The organism is Roseovarius sp. (assembly GCF_040223625.1).
Classification (GTDB): domain Bacteria; phylum Pseudomonadota; class Alphaproteobacteria; order Rhodobacterales; family Rhodobacteraceae; genus Roseovarius.
In genome coordinates this window covers 72,902-86,688 of sequence record NZ_JAVKFX010000008.1, presented here as the reverse complement: position 1 = coordinate 86,688, position 13,787 = coordinate 72,902, and the positions used below count along the sequence as shown (strand labels likewise).

The 13,787-nt window shown below is 66.5% G+C and carries 15 protein-coding genes; 8 read left to right on the top strand and 7 right to left on the bottom strand.

The window, feature by feature from the left end; all coding sequences use genetic code 11:
* The first annotated feature begins 229 nt into the window (after positions 1-229).
* The 8 genes from crcB to RLN94_RS02365 all read left to right on the top strand — a co-directional run bounded on the left by crcB (position 230) and on the right by RLN94_RS02365 (position 7,792).
* Entirely contained in the window at positions 230-610 is a 381-nt protein-coding gene (crcB, locus tag RLN94_RS02400) for a fluoride efflux transporter CrcB (RefSeq protein ID WP_350130551.1), read from the top strand.
* On the top strand, positions 607-1,650 hold the full coding sequence (locus tag RLN94_RS02395) for an RluA family pseudouridine synthase (RefSeq protein WP_350130550.1): 1,044 nt from the start codon (positions 607-609) through the stop codon (positions 1,648-1,650). Before crcB ends, RLN94_RS02395 begins: the two co-directional genes overlap by 4 nt.
* Positions 1,647-2,330, top strand: a complete 684-nt coding sequence (locus RLN94_RS02390; RefSeq protein WP_350130549.1) for an HAD-IA family hydrolase — start codon at positions 1,647-1,649, stop codon at positions 2,328-2,330. Before RLN94_RS02395 ends, RLN94_RS02390 begins: the two co-directional genes overlap by 4 nt.
* The gene (locus RLN94_RS02385; protein ID WP_350130548.1) at positions 2,327-3,040 is read left to right on the top strand and encodes an ATP12 family chaperone protein; all 714 of its coding nucleotides are present in this window, start codon (positions 2,327-2,329) and stop codon (positions 3,038-3,040) included. The genes RLN94_RS02390 and RLN94_RS02385 overlap by 4 nt, the downstream gene beginning before the upstream one ends.
* Before the next feature lie 203 nt (positions 3,041-3,243).
* On the top strand, positions 3,244-4,263 hold the full coding sequence (locus RLN94_RS02380; RefSeq protein WP_350130547.1) for an amino acid ABC transporter substrate-binding protein: 1,020 nt from the start codon (positions 3,244-3,246) through the stop codon (positions 4,261-4,263).
* Between the two features lie 129 nt (positions 4,264-4,392).
* Entirely contained in the window at positions 4,393-5,661 is a 1,269-nt protein-coding gene (locus RLN94_RS02375; RefSeq protein WP_350130546.1) for an amino acid ABC transporter permease, read from the top strand.
* A gap of 1 nt (position 5,662) precedes the next feature.
* Positions 5,663-6,985, top strand: coding sequence for an amino acid ABC transporter permease (locus RLN94_RS02370; protein WP_350130545.1), 1,323 nt, complete (start codon positions 5,663-5,665; stop codon positions 6,983-6,985).
* 15 nt (positions 6,986-7,000) lie between these two features.
* Positions 7,001-7,792: an amino acid ABC transporter ATP-binding protein gene (locus RLN94_RS02365; RefSeq protein WP_350130544.1), complete on the top strand. Its 792-nt coding sequence runs from the start codon at positions 7,001-7,003 to the stop codon at positions 7,790-7,792.
* A 60-nt stretch (positions 7,793-7,852) separates the two neighbouring features.
* On the opposite strand, the gene RLN94_RS02360 is transcribed toward RLN94_RS02365, so the two are convergent.
* From RLN94_RS02360 to RLN94_RS02330, 7 genes are all read right to left on the bottom strand, one after another.
* Positions 7,853-8,344 (bottom strand): SixA phosphatase family protein, encoded by a 492-nt coding sequence (locus RLN94_RS02360; RefSeq protein WP_350130543.1) that lies wholly within the window; start codon positions 8,342-8,344, stop codon positions 7,853-7,855.
* Positions 8,341-8,973, bottom strand: coding sequence for a ferredoxin (locus tag RLN94_RS02355; protein ID WP_350158567.1), 633 nt, complete (start codon positions 8,971-8,973; stop codon positions 8,341-8,343). Before RLN94_RS02355 ends, RLN94_RS02360 begins: the two co-directional genes overlap by 4 nt.
* A complete protein-coding gene (locus tag RLN94_RS02350) occupies positions 8,970-9,764 on the bottom strand; it encodes a sterol desaturase family protein (RefSeq protein ID WP_350168485.1) in 795 nt (264 codons plus the stop codon). Before RLN94_RS02350 ends, RLN94_RS02355 begins: the two co-directional genes overlap by 4 nt.
* A gap of 60 nt (positions 9,765-9,824) precedes the next feature.
* Complete coding sequence (argB, locus tag RLN94_RS02345) at positions 9,825-10,688, bottom strand: acetylglutamate kinase (protein WP_350130540.1); 864 nt, start codon at positions 10,686-10,688, stop codon at positions 9,825-9,827.
* Positions 10,689-10,765: 77 nt separating this feature from the next.
* A complete protein-coding gene (locus RLN94_RS02340; RefSeq protein ID WP_350130539.1) occupies positions 10,766-11,260 on the bottom strand; it encodes a hypothetical protein in 495 nt (164 codons plus the stop codon).
* Complete coding sequence (locus tag RLN94_RS02335) at positions 11,257-11,739, bottom strand: RNA pyrophosphohydrolase (RefSeq protein ID WP_350130538.1); 483 nt, start codon at positions 11,737-11,739, stop codon at positions 11,257-11,259. Before RLN94_RS02335 ends, RLN94_RS02340 begins: the two co-directional genes overlap by 4 nt.
* Complete coding sequence (locus tag RLN94_RS02330) at positions 11,736-13,748, bottom strand: M3 family metallopeptidase (RefSeq protein ID WP_350130537.1); 2,013 nt, start codon at positions 13,746-13,748, stop codon at positions 11,736-11,738. The genes RLN94_RS02335 and RLN94_RS02330 overlap by 4 nt, the downstream gene beginning before the upstream one ends.
* Positions 13,749-13,787: the final 39 nt, after the last annotated feature.

Genomic DNA, 13,787 nt, shown 5'->3' with positions numbered 1-13,787 from the left:
GTCTCCTCGGGCTTGCGTTGGCGCACCCTAACGTGGCGGCGGTGGCGCTAACAGCGCAAAGCCGACAGGATGGAGGCCGGTCTCGGCAAAAAGGGGGCGCTGCCCCCTCGGCCTGCGGCCTCACCCCCGGAGTATTTCCGGAACGGTGAAATGGCAGGGGGCGCCCCCGGCCGGCGTTGGGCTCTCCGCCAGCTTGACAATTGCAGGGTGGCAAGCGACAGACGCGGCCATGATGACGACCCTTCTGCACGTGGCCCTGGGCGGCGCGATCGGCGCCTCCGCCCGCTACCTGACCTCGGTGGCGGCGATGCGGCTGATCGGGCCGGGCTTTCCGTGGGCGACGCTGTTCGTGAACGTGGCGGGGTCATTCCTGATGGGGGTGATCGTCGTGCTGCTGGCCCGCGAGGGCGGGACCAAGGCGGCGGGGCCGTTCCTGATGACCGGGCTGCTGGGCGGGTTCACCACCTTCTCGGCCTTCTCGCTGGATGCGCTGACGCTCTACGAGCGCGGGCAGGTGGCGCTGGCGGGGGCCTACGTGCTGGGCTCGGTGATCCTGTCGCTGGCGGCGATCGTGCTGGGCATGGCGCTGATGCGGGCGGTGTGGGCATGAGCGGCGTGCAGACCCTGAGCGTGGCGGAGGGCGATGCCGGGCAGCGGCTGGATCGCTGGCTGAGGCGGCAGTTTCCGCATGTGCCGCAGGGGCGGATCGAGAAGATGTGCCGCAAGGGCGAGCTGCGGGTCGATGGCGGGCGGGTCAAGGCCTCGACCCGGCTCGAGGCGGGGCAGCAGGTGCGTATCCCGCCGCTGCCGGAGCCGGGGGAGGCGCGGGTCGCCGAGAAACCCGCGGTGTCCGAGGCGGATGCGAAGATGATCCGCGCGGCGGTGATCTATCGCGACGACCACGTGATCGCGCTGAACAAGCCGCCGGGCCTGCCGGTGCAGGGGGGCAGCAAGCTGACCCGCCATGTAGATCGGATGGCCGAGGCGCTGCGCTTCGGGCTGGAGGAAAAGCCGCGGCTGGTGCATCGGCTGGACAAGGACACCTCGGGCGTTCTGATCATGGCGCGGACGCGGGCCGTGGCCGCCAGCCTGACGGAGGCGTTCCGGCATCGGGATACGCGCAAGATCTACTGGGCCGCCATTGCCGGCGTGCCGACGCCGCGGGCGGGTACGATCAGGTTCGGGCTGGTGAAGGCGCCGGGCCATGGCAAGGGCGGCGAGGGAGAGAAGATGCTCTGCCTCCACCCCGGCGAGGTGGAGCGGACGGAGGGCGCCAAGCACGCCACGACCGATTACATCGTGATCGAGCCCGCCGGCACGCGCACCGCCTGGGTCGGCCTTGTGCCGGTCACTGGGCGGACCCATCAGCTGCGGGCGCATATGGCCGAGCTCGGGCATCCGATCGTCGGCGACGGCAAGTATGGCGGGTCGGGGCAGGAGAACCTGGGCGACGGCTGGGGCGCGCAGCTGGGCGGGGAGGTGAGCCGCAAGCTGCACCTGCATGCCCGGTCGCTGACGCTGAGCCATCCGGTGACGGGGGCGCGGCTGCACCTGACGGCGCCCTTGCCGGAGCACATGGCCAGGACGTGGGAGATGTTCCAGTGGCAGCCCTCCGAGGCGCCCGAGGACCCGTTCGAGGAGATCGCATGACGACGGCGTTGAAACTGGTGGTCTTCGATGTCGACGGCACGCTGGTCGACAGCCAGGGCGATATCGTGGCGGCGATGGCCCATGCTTTCGACCGGGCCGGGCACCCGGCGCCGGCGCGGGAGGAGACGCTGGGGATCGTGGGTCTGTCGCTCGACGCGGCCTTCCCGCGGCTGGTGCCGGAGCTGCCCGCCGAGATGCATGACGCGATGGTCGAGTGGTACAAGGAGGCCTATGTGGAGCTGCGGAGCCGTGCCGGAGCAGCGGCGTCTTCGCCGCTTTACCCGTATGCGCTGGACACGCTGACGGCCCTGCACGCGCAGCCCGAGACGCTTCTGGGCGTGGCGACGGGCAAGTCGCGCCGGGGGCTCGACAAGCTGTTCGAGGCGCATGACCTAGGCCGGTTCTTCGTGACCTCGCAGGTGGCCGACCATCACCCGTCGAAGCCGCACCCCGCGATGCTGCAGGCCGCGCTGGCCGAAACCGGCGTCGAGGCGCGCGACGCGGTGATGATCGGCGATACGACCTATGACCGCGACATGGCGCTGGCGGCCGGGGTGTCGTTCATCGGCGTGTCATGGGGCTATCACGACGCGGACGACTTGACCGGCGCCGCGGCCATCCTGCGGGATTTCCGCGAGTTGCCGGAGGTTCTGACCACCATCCGGGAGGCGGCGGCATGAGCGAATGGAAGGCCAAGCGGTTCTGGAAGGAGGCGCAGGTCGTCGAGGCGGATGGCGGCTTTGCCGTCGAGCTGGACGGCCGGCCGGTGCGGACGCCGCTGAAATCGGCGATGACCCTGCCCTCGCGCGCCATGGCCGAGGCGGTGGCCGCGGAATGGGATGCGCAGGAGGGCGAGATCCGGCCGCTGAGCATGCCGGTCACCCGCGCGGCCAACGCGGCGATCGACAAGGTGACGGCGCAGCGCGAGGAGGTGGCCGAGATGCTGGCCGGCTACGGCGACAGCGACCTGCTGTGCTATCGCGCCGACAGCCCGCAGGAGCTGGTCGCGCGTCAGGCCGAGGCGTGGGACCCGCTGCTCGACTGGGCCGGCGAGACCTTCGGCGCGCGGCTGATCCCGGTGCAGGGGGTCATGCATGCCCCGCAGAACCCGAAGGCGCTGGCAAGGCTGGCGGGGCCCGTTCACGCCATGGAGCCGTTCCGCCTGACCGCGTTTCACGACCTTGTGGGGATCTCCGGCTCGCTGGTTCTCGGCCTTGCGGCGATCCACGAGGCGCGGGATATCGGCGAGCTTTGGCGCCTCTCGCGCATCGACGAAACCTGGCAGGAAGAGCAGTGGGGCATCGACGACGAAGCCCGCGCCCAGGCGGCGGTGAAAGAAAGTGATTTCTTCGCGGCGAAGCGGTTTCATGATCTTGCGCAGGCGGCATGAGTTGACGCAACCCGTTGGGTGACGCGTCGGAAACTCCATGATATGTCCATCGTTTTTCGTGATCCGGGGCTTGACGTGCGTCGATGAATCCACACAAACTTGCGGGCACTGATGGGGACTCTCCCCAAATACAGTATCGCTCCGGCCTCCGAGGGGCCGTTTAAACCGTTCTGGATAGAGCGGACAATCAGGAAGAGGTAAAAATGAAAAAATCCGTATTTCTTGGTGCGCTGACTGTCGCCGGCCTTGCGGCTGGCGCTGCTGCTGCCGGCACGTTGGATGACGTAAAGGCCCGCGGCACGCTGAACTGCGGCGTCACCACCGGCCTGGTCGGTTTTGCGGCGCCCGACGCCAACGGCGTCTGGGAAGGGTTCGATGTCGGTGTTTGCCGCGCCGTCGCTGCGGCCGTTCTCGGGGATTCGATGGCCGTGGAATTCGTTCCGACCACCGGCAAGACGCGGTTCACCGCCCTCGCTTCGGGCGAGATCGACATGCTGGCCCGGAATACCACCTGGACCTTCTCGCGCGATGTCGACCTGAAGTTCGAATTCACCGGCATCAACTACTATGACGGCCAGGGCTTCATGGTTCCCTCCGCGCTGGGCGTGAGCTCGGCCAAGGAACTCGACGGCGCCACGGTCTGCATCCAGACCGGCACCACCACCGAGCTCAACCTTGCGGACTACTTCCGCTCGAACAACATGAACTACGAGCCGGTGCCGATCGAAACCAACGCCGAAGCGCAGCAGCAGTACCTTGCCGGTGCCTGCGACGTCTACACCACCGACCGGTCCGGCCTGGCGGCCACCCGTGCCGCGTTCGAGGCGCCGGGCGACCACACCATCCTGCCCGAGACCATCTCGAAAGAGCCGCTCGGCCCGCTGGTGCGTCACGGCGATCATGAATGGGGTGACGTTGTCCGCTGGACCCTGAACGCGCTGATCGCGGCCGAGGAAATGGGCGTCACCAGCGCCAACATTTCCGACATGGCCAGCGCCGCCGGCGACAACCCGGAAATCAACCGTCTGCTCGGCACCGAGGGCAACCTCGGCGAGATGCTGGGCCTCGACGCCGACTGGGCCGTGAAGGCCATCTCGGCCGGCGGCAACTACGGCGAGCTGTTCGAGCGCCACATCGGCGAGAGCACCCCGATCGGGCTGGCCCGCGGGCTGAACGCCCAGTGGAAAGACGGCGGCCTGCTCTACGCACCGCCCTTCCGCTAAGACAGACCTTCGAAAGGGCGCGGAACATTCCGCGCCCTTTCACCACGTTCCTTCGGGATAAGAACATCGGCCCACGGCGCAGCAAGCCGCCGAAAAAAACAAACCGGGCTGAACAACGGGGACTTCCAGATGACATCAACGACCGACCCGCATACGGAGTCGTTCCGACTGTCCATGCTGATTTACGATACCCGGTATCGTTCGACCACGATCCAGGTGGTCGCGCTTATCGGGTTCCTGATCCTGATCGGCTGGCTCATTTCCAACACCGCCCAAAATCTTCAGGAGCTAGGAAAGGAACCCTCCTTCAGCTTCCTGTTCGAACCGGCCGGCTATGACATCAATCAGCGCCTGATCGAGTACACCTCGCGCAGTTCGCACCTTCGGGCCGCCTTCGTGGGGGTTCTGAACACGCTGTTGATCGCGGTGATGGGCTGTGCACTGGCGACGGTGCTGGGGGTGCTGATCGGGGTTCTCCGGCTGAGCAAGAACTGGCTCGTCGCCAAGATCATGACGGTCTATGTCGAGATGTTCCGCAACGTGCCGGTGCTGCTCTGGATCGTGCTGTTCATGGCGATCCTGATCGAGACGCTGCCCCCGCCAAGCGCTTTCCGCGGGGACGATCCGGACTCGACCATGAAGCTGTTCGAGACCGTCGCGCTGACCAATCGCGGCATCTATGTTCCCGAGCCGCTGTTCTCGCGCAGCCTGGGCGAGGTGCATCTCTTTGGCCAGTCGGCGCTGAACTTCGATGTCAGCCTCAATCTGCTGGCCATCGTTGCCGTGCTAGTCGCGGGCCTGTTCGTCTCGGGCCGCATCCGTGACCGGGCCGACGCCATCCAGAACCGGACGGGCGTGCGGCCGACGACATGGTACCTGCGGCTGGGCGTGGTGTTCGTGCCGCTGATCATCCTGTTTGTCGCGCTGGGCTTCCACCTCGGTTACCCCGAGTTGAAGGGCTTCAACTTCGGCGGCGGGACGCATATGCGCAACTCGCTGATCGCTTTGTGGCTGGCGCTGGGGCTGTATACGGCGGCCTTCGTGGCCGAGATCGTGCGCGCCGGGATCATGGCCGTCAGCCACGGCCAGACCGAGGCCGCCGCCGCGCTCGGCCTTCGCCCGCGCCGGATCATGGGGCTGGTGGTACTGCCGCAGGCGCTGCGGGTGATCATCCCGCCGCTGATTTCGCAATACCTGAACCTGACCAAGAACTCGTCGCTCGCCATTGCCGTGGGCTACATGGACATCACCGGCACGCTGATGGGGATCACCCTCAACCAGACGGGACGCGAGCTCGAGACGGTGCTGCTGGGCATGCTCATCTACCTCACGATCTCGCTGATCATTTCGATGGTGATGAACTGGTACAACAATCGCGTCAGACTGGTGGAGCGGTGATATGAGCGAGATGCATGCAGAAACCGTGGGCTACGTCCGCGACACGATGCTGCCCGAACAGGACCCGCCGGCCACGTCGGTGGGGGCCATCGGCTGGCTGAGGGAAAACCTGTTCTCGGGGTGGTTCAACGCCATCCTGACCGTGCTGGCGCTGGTCTTCATCTACTGGGTGCTGGCCGCGATCCTGCCGTGGCTCTTCTCGCCCACATGGGAGGCGACGTCGCTCAACGAGTGCCGCGAGATCCTCAGGGACATGGGCCGCGAGGGTCATTTTAGCGGCGCGTGCTGGGGCGTCATCCGCGACAGGTGGGTGCAGCTTCTGTTCGGGTTCTACCCGAGCGGCCTCTACTGGCGGCCGATCCTGGCCTTCGTCCTGCTCTTCGTGGCGCTGGGACCGGTGCTGTTCAGCGACTATTTCCCGAGCAGGATGATCTGGTTCTCGGCGCTCTATCCGTTCCTGATGCCCTGGCTGCTGTGGGGCGGGTCGATCTGGACGCCGATCCTCGTCGTCGTCGGGCTCGGCATCGGGTATGGCGTGTTCCGGGTGGTCGCTGCGGCCACCGGCAACCTGGCCGGGCTGATCGCGGCGGTGGTCGCGGCGCTGGTCTGGTGGGTCTTCATTGTCGGACCGCTCTCGGGGCTGATCCATTCGGTGATTTCCCTCGGCATCAACCAGGTCGACAGCCGCAACTTCGGCGGCTTCATGCTGTCGCTGACCATCGGGGTGGTGGCCATCGCCATCTCGCTGCCGCTGGGGATCGTGCTGGCGCTGGGCCGGCGGTCGGACCTGTTGATCGTCAAGGCGCTGTGCGTGGGCTTCATCGAGTTCATCCGGGGTGTGCCGCTGATCACGCTGCTGTTCGTGGCCTCGACGCTGCTGAACATCTTCATGCCGCCGGGCACGAATTTCGACATCATCCTGCGAGTCATCATCATGGCGACCCTGTTCGCCTCGGCCTACATGGCGGAGGTAATCCGGGGCGGCCTGGCCGCGCTGCCGAAGGGCCAGTACGAGGGCGCCGACAGCCTTGGCCTCGACTACTGGCAGTCGCAGCGGCTGATCATCATGCCGCAGGCGCTGAAAATCTCGATCCCCGGGATCGTCAGCACCTTCATCGGGTTGTTCAAGGACACGACGCTGGTGTCGATCATCGGCCTTCTGGACCCGCTGGGCCTGTCGAATGCCATCCGGGCCGATTCGGACTGGAACGGTATCGTGTGGGAGCTTTACGGCTTCATCGCGCTGCTGTTCTTCATCTTCTGCTTCGGCATGTCCCGCTATTCCATGTACCTGGAGCGCAAGCTTCAGACTGGCCATAAATAAGAAAGGATCACGCCTATGTCTGACTTGGCCGTAGATACCGAAATCGACCGCTCGCAAATGACGGTGTCCGACGACGTCGCCATCGAGATCAGCAACATGAACAAGTGGTACGGCGCGTTTCACGTGCTGCGCGACATCGACCTGACCGTCAACCAGGGGGAGCGGATCGTGATCTGCGGGCCCTCGGGGTCGGGCAAGTCGACGCTGATCCGCTGCATCAACGCGCTGGAGGAGCACCAGCAGGGCAAGATCGTGGTGGATGGCACGGTGCTGTCGAACGATCTGAAGAACATCGACAAGATCCGCCGCGAGGTGGGGATGGTGTTCCAGCACTTCAACCTGTTCCCGCACCTGACCATTCTCGAGAACTGCACGCTGGCCCCGATCTGGGTGCGCAAGGTGCCCAAGAAGGAAGCCGTGGATACCGCCATGCACTTCCTCGAGAAGGTGAAGATCCCCGAGCAGGCCCACAAGTATCCCGGCCAGCTGTCGGGCGGTCAGCAGCAGCGGGTGGCGATTGCCCGGTCGCTGTGCATGAAGCCGCGGATCATGCTGTTCGACGAGCCGACCTCGGCGCTCGACCCCGAGATGATCAAGGAGGTGCTCGACACCATGATCGAGCTGGCGCAGGAAGGGATGACCATGCTCTGCGTCACGCACGAGATGGGCTTTGCCCGGCAGGTGGCGAACCGCGTGATCTTCATGGACCAGGGCCAGATCGTGGAACAGAACGAGCCGGAAGAGTTCTTCAACAACCCGCGGAGTGACCGGACCAAGCTGTTCCTCAGCCAGATCCTCGGGCACTGAAGCGATCGAGATTTGTTGCGAAGCCCCGACCGATGTGCCGGGGCTTTTGCCGTTCGGGGGTCAGCCGGTCAGTTCGCGGGGGATGACGAAATCCACCGCCTTGCCCATGCCGGTGCCGACCTCCTCCCAACGCTCGATATCGAATTCCGCCACCAGCGTGGCGCAGGTGGGATAGTCGAAGAAGCGCGGATGCGGGGGCGGCACGGCGACGAGGGTCTGGGCGAACCAGCCGATGCCCGGATTGTGGCCCAGCATCAGGACCGTGTCGCCCCTGGCCTTGCGCAGCACGCGCAGCATGTCCTCGGGGCCGGCATGGTAGAGCTTGCCAAGGAACTCGGTATCGCAGGCGATCTTGAGCCGGGCGAAGGTTTCCCGCGTGCGGACCGAATCGGAGCTGAGCGCCTGGTCGGGCAGGTAGCCCTTTTGACGCAGCCAGTCACCCAGCACGCGGGCCGAGACCTTGCCACGGCCGTTGAGCGGGCGCGCGTGGTCGTCCTGGCCGGGGGTGGCCCAGCTGGATTTAGCGTGCCGCATCAGGATCAGCCGTTTCATCGGAAAGCCCTCATGTGAAAGGCGGATTGCGCCTCGAGCCTGCCATGGCCACGGCTGACGGGGCAAGCGCGACGCACGGCGCAGCCGCGTGTCATGCAGTCGTTTCCGGGCCGGTCGAGATCGGCCTTGCAGGCGGCGACGTCATAGCTGCCGCTGGCGAAGGCGTCGACCGGGCAGGCGGTGAGGCAGGGGCGGGTCTCGCATCTCTCGCAGGGGCTGGGGGGCGGCGCGGGGGCGTCGATGTGCCGGGCGAATCCGAGGGCGCCGCGGTAGGAGATCATCAGCCCCGCCGTGTCATGGACGAGCAGACCCACCGGGGAGGAATGCGCCCGGCCGCTGGCCTTGGCCCAGGCGATGAAGGGCTGGTAGGGCGGGCCGCCGAAGGGGAAGAACGGGGTGGCGTTGAGCGCCTCTGCCATACCGGTGATCACCCGGTGCGACCAACGGTCGAGCGGGTGGGACGCGCCGTCGCGGTATTCCGGCGAGGCGGTGAAGGCAGGCCAGAAGCCGGGCTCGAGCGGGCCGAGCAGGACGAGCGACGCGACGCCCTCCGGCAGGTCGTCCTGTACCACACCCATCACGCCGAGTTGTCGCCCGGCGGCGGCGATTTCTATGTCGGCCAACCTCATTTGCGCTGAAACGGCAGGCCGAGCGACCAGCCCAGCTTCGACGGCCGGTCGTCCTGCCATTCCAGCCCCACGGTCATCCCGTCATGCCCCTTGTCGGGCTGCGGGATATAGGTGCCGAACAGCCTGTCCCAGACCGACAGGGCGAAGCCGTAATTGGCGTCATGCTCGCGCCGGTGGATCGAGTGATGCACGCGGTGCATGTCGGGCGTGACCAGCAGCTTGCGCAGGACAGCGTCGAGGCCCAGCGGCAGGCGCATGTTGGCATGGTTGAACATGGCGGTGCCGTTCAGCATGATCTCGAACAGGATCACCCCCAGCGCGGGCGGGCCGAGGAGGTAGACAAGGCCGATCTTGAGCAGCATCGACAGGGCAATCTCGACCGGGTGAAAGCGGATGGCGGTGCTGACGTCGATATCGCGGTCGGCGTGGTGGACCCGGTGAAACCGCCAGAGGAGCGGCACCTTGTGGGTGACGAGGTGCTGTGCCCAGATGGCGAAATCGAAGATCAGCACCGTCAGGGCGACCTTGACCCAGTAGGGCCAGCCAACCCCGTTCATCAGTCCCCAGCCCTGTGCCTCGGCATCGAGCGCCGCACCCACCGCCAGAAGCGGCAGTGCCAGCGCCAGCGCCCTGAGCGCCAGCGTGTCGAGAATCACGATGCCCCAGTTGGTCAGCCACCGCGTGCCGCGCGGCTGAAGCCGGGGGCGCCGGGGCGCCAGCGTCTCGATCCCCGCGAAGAGGAGGAAGAGGCCGAGGAACACCGCCAGCCGGATGAGGGTTTCGTTTTCCATGGGCCGGAGCCTAAGCCAAATCCGGGCGCTGGCAAGCATCCCCGGATGGCATTCGCGTGATCAGCCCTTGCGGATGAGAGAGCCGGCGCCGTGCTCGGTGAAAAGCTCCAGCAGCACGGCGTTGGGCGCCCGCCCGTCGATGATCACCACCGCCCGCACACCGCCCTCGATGGCGTTGAGGGCCGTTTCCGTCTTGGGGATCATGCCGCCGCCAATGATGCCCTCGCGGATCATGTCGTGGATCTGGCTGGCGGTGAGCTCGGTCAGCACGTTGCCCTCGGTATCCTTCACCCCGTCCACATCCGTCAGCAGCAGCAGGCGATCGGCCTTGAGCGCCGCGGCGATGGCGCCTGCGGCGGTGTCGCCGTTGATGTTGTAGGTCTCGCCGTTGCGGCCCCCGCCCAGCGGCGCGATGACCGGGATCGTGTCGTCGCCGAAGAGCGTGCGCAGGATCGACGGGTCGACATCGGTCGGGTCACCCACCAGACCCAGCGCCGGGTCGGCCGGGTCGCAGGTGATCAGGTTGGCATCCTTGCCCGACAGGCCCACGGCCTTGCCGCCCTGCCGGTTGATCGCCTGCACGATCCGCTTGTTGACGCGGCCGGAGAGGACCATCTCGACCACTTCCATCGTGGCCTCGTCGGTCACGCGCTTGCCGCCGACGAAATCTGACTTGATCTGGAGCTTTTCCAGCATCTCGTTGATCATCGGCCCGCCGCCATGGACGATCACCGGGTTCACCCCCACCTGCCGCATCAGCACGACGTCGCGGGCGAAGGTTTCCATGGCCTCGTCGCTGCCCATGGCATGGCCGCCCAACTTGATGACGACGATGGCGCCGTCGTAGCGCTGCAGGTAGGGCAACGCCTCGCTGAGGGTTCTGGCGGTGGCGATCCAGTCGCGGTTCATCTCTCGTGTCTTCATCCCGTGGTCCCTTGCTGGGGCCGGGTTATCCCCGCATCGGGGCCCGGTATCAAGAGATTATCCGCGCGCGGGGGTGTCTACTGCACGGGCGTGCAGCCCTCGCCCTTCATGCAGCCGATCACCTGGTCAAGCATCTGCTCGCTCGGGTCCGGGATGGTCACGCTGGAACAAGGGTCGAGCGTCAGGACCGGGCCGCTTTCGCGCAGTTCGACGAAACCCAGCACCTCGATCCCCGAGCTTCCGCCGGCGCACCACGGGCCGAAACACCGCACGTCGAGCGTGACGGGCCTGTCGAAGGGCGTGGTAAACCCTTCGGCCGACAGCGACATACCGGTAAGCTGCGCCGGAAGCGGGGTGCTTTCCGGGATCGACCCCTGATCCTGCAGGTCGGTCTTGGGCAGCTTCGTTTCGTCGAAGGCCAGCGTACCGTGAACGACGATGTACCGCTCCGCGGCCTCGTCGGCCCGCTGGTAGCTGCGGGCGGCGTCCGGGGCCATGCAGCTCAGCGCCAGCGCGGGGCCGGCAAGCAGCGCCGCGAGTGCGGCGGGGGCAAGGGTGCGGTAGAGTGTCATAGCCGGTCTCCGAATTCTTCCAGAACCTGTTGATAGACCTCGCGCTTGAAGGGCACGATCGCGTCGACCAGCTCTTCCGGCGGAAGCCAGCGCCACTCGGAAAACTCCGGGTGTTGCGTGGCGATGTTGATGTCGCTGTCGCTGCCCTGGAAGCGCAGCAGGAACCATTTCTGCGACTGGCCGCGGAACTTGCCGCCCCAGATGCGCCCGGCGATCTCGGGCGGCAGGTCGTAGGATATCCAGTCCTTCGTCTCCGCCTCGACCTTGACCAGAGAGGGTAGCACGCCGGTTTCCTCCCACAGCTCGCGCAGGGCGGCGCGCTGGGGGTCCTCGTCTTCATCGACACCGCCCTGCGGCATCTGCCAGGCGGGGCCTTCGTTGTCGATCCGCTGGCCGACGAAGACATCTCCGGCGGTGTTGGCGAGCATCACGCCGACGCAGGGGCGATAGGGCAGGTCGTCTTTCGTGTCCTCCGTCATGCCGCAAGCCCCCGCCCCTTGAGCAGCGCTTCGACGCCGGGCATTCGGCCCCGGAAGGAGGTGTAGAGCGCCTCGGCCTCGCGCGAGCCGCCGGTCGAGAGGATGTTCTCCTCCAGCGATTTCGCCGTGCCGGCGTCGAAGGCGTCGCCCGCCTCGCGGAACGCCTCGAAGGCGTCGGCATCCATCACCTCGGACCACATGTAGCTGTAATAGCCGCTGGAATAGCCGTCGCCGGCGAAGACATGGGCGAAATGCGGCGTGGCGTGGCGCATGGTGATGGCGTGGGGCATCCCCAGTTCCGCCAGCACCTCGGCCTGTTTTGCCATCGGATCGGCGGGGGCGGCGCCCTCGTGAAACGCGAGGTCGACCATGGCCGAGGCCACGTATTCCACCGTCTGGAACCCCATGTCGAAATTCGCGGCCTCGAGTACCTTGTCGAGCATCTCCTTGGGCATCGCCTCGCCCGTGTCGGCATGGGTGGCGAATTCCTCGAGCACGCGGGGCACCTCGAGCCAGTGCTCGTAAAGCTGGCTGGGCAGCTCGACGAAATCGCGGGCGACATTGGTGCCGGACAGCGATTCGTAGGTCACGTTCGAGAGCATCTGGTGCAGGGCGTGGCCGAACTCGTGAAACAGCGTGCGGGCGTCGTCGTAGCTCAGGAGCGCGGGGTTGCCCTTGGCAAAGTTGCAGACGTTGATGACGACGGTGCCCTGCTCCTCGGGGAATTTTGCCTGCCCGCGCATGGCGCTGCACCAAGCGCCCGAGCGCTTGGAGGCGCGGGCGAAGTAATCGCCGATGAACACGGCCACGTGGCGGCCGTTGCGGGTGACCTCCCACGCGCGGCAGTCGGGGTGGTAAAGCGGCACGTCGAGCCGCGCGAATTCCAGCCCGAACAGGCGGTTGGCGCAGGCGAAGGCCGCCTCGATCATGCGGTCGAGCTGCAGGTAGGGTTTCAGCGCGGCCTCGTCGAGGTCATGCTCGGCCTTGCGCCGCTTCTCGGCGTAGTAGCGCCAGTCCCACGGCTCGAGCGGGCCGTTCACGCCGTCGCGCTGCATCATGTCGGTCAGCACGGCGGCATCCGCCTCGGCCTGCGCCTTGGCCGGGGTCCAGACGTCGTTCAGCAGGGTTTTCACCGCCTCCGGCGTCTTGGCCATCTCGGTTTCGAGCTTGTAGGCGGCGAAGCTGTCATAGCCCAGCAGGCGGGCGCGTTCCTCGCGCAGCTGCAGGATTTCGGCGGCGATGGCCCGGTTGTCGGTCTCGCCGCCGTTGGCGCCGCGCGCCTCCCACGCGCGGAACGCCTTTTCCCGCAGGTCGCGGCGGGGCGAGAATTGCAGGAACGGCACGATCAGCGAGCGTGACAGGGTGATCACCGGACCGTCTTCGCCCTTCTCTTGGCCCGCCTCGCGGGCGGCGGGGATCAGGAAATCGGGCAGGCCCTCAAGCTCGTCCTCGGCCAGCACCATGTGCCAGCCCGCCTCGTCGGCCAGCAGGTTCTGGGTAAAGGCGGTGCCGAGCTCGGCCAGCCGCGACATGATATCCCGCATCCGGGCCTCCTCGGTCCCTTCGAGCGCGGCGCCGGCGCGGATGAACCGGCGGCGGGTGAGGTAGAGCAGGCGCTCCTGCTCGGGCGTGAGGTCGAGCGTGTCGCGGTTTTCCCAGAGGGTCTCGATGCGCTGGAAGAGGGGCTTGTTGGCATAGACCTCGGAGGAATAGGCGGCGAGCTTGGGGCTGAAGGCGCGCTGCAATTCCTGCCGCTTGGGGTTTGTGTCGGCGCCGGCCACGCTGAAGAACACCGACAGCACCCGGCTGAGCGGTTTGCCGGCGATTTCCAGCGCCTCGATCGTGTTGGCGAAGTCGGGCTGGGCGGGATTGTCGGCAATGGCCGCGATCTCGGCGCGCGCCTCGGTCAGGGCGGTCTCGAAGGCGGGGGCGAAATGCGCGTCCTCGATACGGTCGAAGGGGGCGATCTCGTGGGGGGTGGACCAGTCGTCCAGCAACGGATTCGTCATGGGACATCTCTCCTTTGAGGGGAAGCTAGGCAGTTCGAC

What these genes read in the sequence shown, in the direction of transcription:
- crcB (WP_350130551.1), top strand. Translation starts at nt 230, where the DNA reads ATGATGACGACCCTTCTGCACGTGGCCCTGGGCGGCGCGATCGGCGCC.
- RLN94_RS02395 (WP_350130550.1), top strand. Translation starts at nt 607, where the DNA reads ATGAGCGGCGTGCAGACCCTGAGCGTGGCGGAGGGCGATGCCGGGCAG.
- RLN94_RS02390 (WP_350130549.1), top strand. Translation starts at nt 1,647, where the DNA reads ATGACGACGGCGTTGAAACTGGTGGTCTTCGATGTCGACGGCACGCTG.
- RLN94_RS02385 (WP_350130548.1), top strand. Translation starts at nt 2,327, where the DNA reads ATGAGCGAATGGAAGGCCAAGCGGTTCTGGAAGGAGGCGCAGGTCGTC.
- RLN94_RS02380 (WP_350130547.1), top strand. Translation starts at nt 3,244, where the DNA reads ATGAAAAAATCCGTATTTCTTGGTGCGCTGACTGTCGCCGGCCTTGCG.
- RLN94_RS02375 (WP_350130546.1), top strand. Translation starts at nt 4,393, where the DNA reads ATGACATCAACGACCGACCCGCATACGGAGTCGTTCCGACTGTCCATG.
- RLN94_RS02370 (WP_350130545.1), top strand. Translation starts at nt 5,663, where the DNA reads ATGAGCGAGATGCATGCAGAAACCGTGGGCTACGTCCGCGACACGATG.
- RLN94_RS02365 (WP_350130544.1), top strand. Translation starts at nt 7,001, where the DNA reads ATGTCTGACTTGGCCGTAGATACCGAAATCGACCGCTCGCAAATGACG.
- RLN94_RS02360 (WP_350130543.1), bottom strand. Translation starts at nt 8,344, where the DNA reads ATGAAACGGCTGATCCTGATGCGGCACGCTAAATCCAGCTGGGCCACC.
- RLN94_RS02355 (WP_350158567.1), bottom strand. Translation starts at nt 8,973, where the DNA reads ATGAGGTTGGCCGACATAGAAATCGCCGCCGCCGGGCGACAACTCGGC.
- RLN94_RS02350 (WP_350168485.1), bottom strand. Translation starts at nt 9,764, where the DNA reads ATGGAAAACGAAACCCTCATCCGGCTGGCGGTGTTCCTCGGCCTCTTC.
- argB (WP_350130540.1), bottom strand. Translation starts at nt 10,688, where the DNA reads ATGAAGACACGAGAGATGAACCGCGACTGGATCGCCACCGCCAGAACC.
- RLN94_RS02340 (WP_350130539.1), bottom strand. Translation starts at nt 11,260, where the DNA reads ATGACACTCTACCGCACCCTTGCCCCCGCCGCACTCGCGGCGCTGCTT.
- RLN94_RS02335 (WP_350130538.1), bottom strand. Translation starts at nt 11,739, where the DNA reads ATGACGGAGGACACGAAAGACGACCTGCCCTATCGCCCCTGCGTCGGC.
- RLN94_RS02330 (WP_350130537.1), bottom strand. Translation starts at nt 13,748, where the DNA reads ATGACGAATCCGTTGCTGGACGACTGGTCCACCCCCCACGAGATCGCC.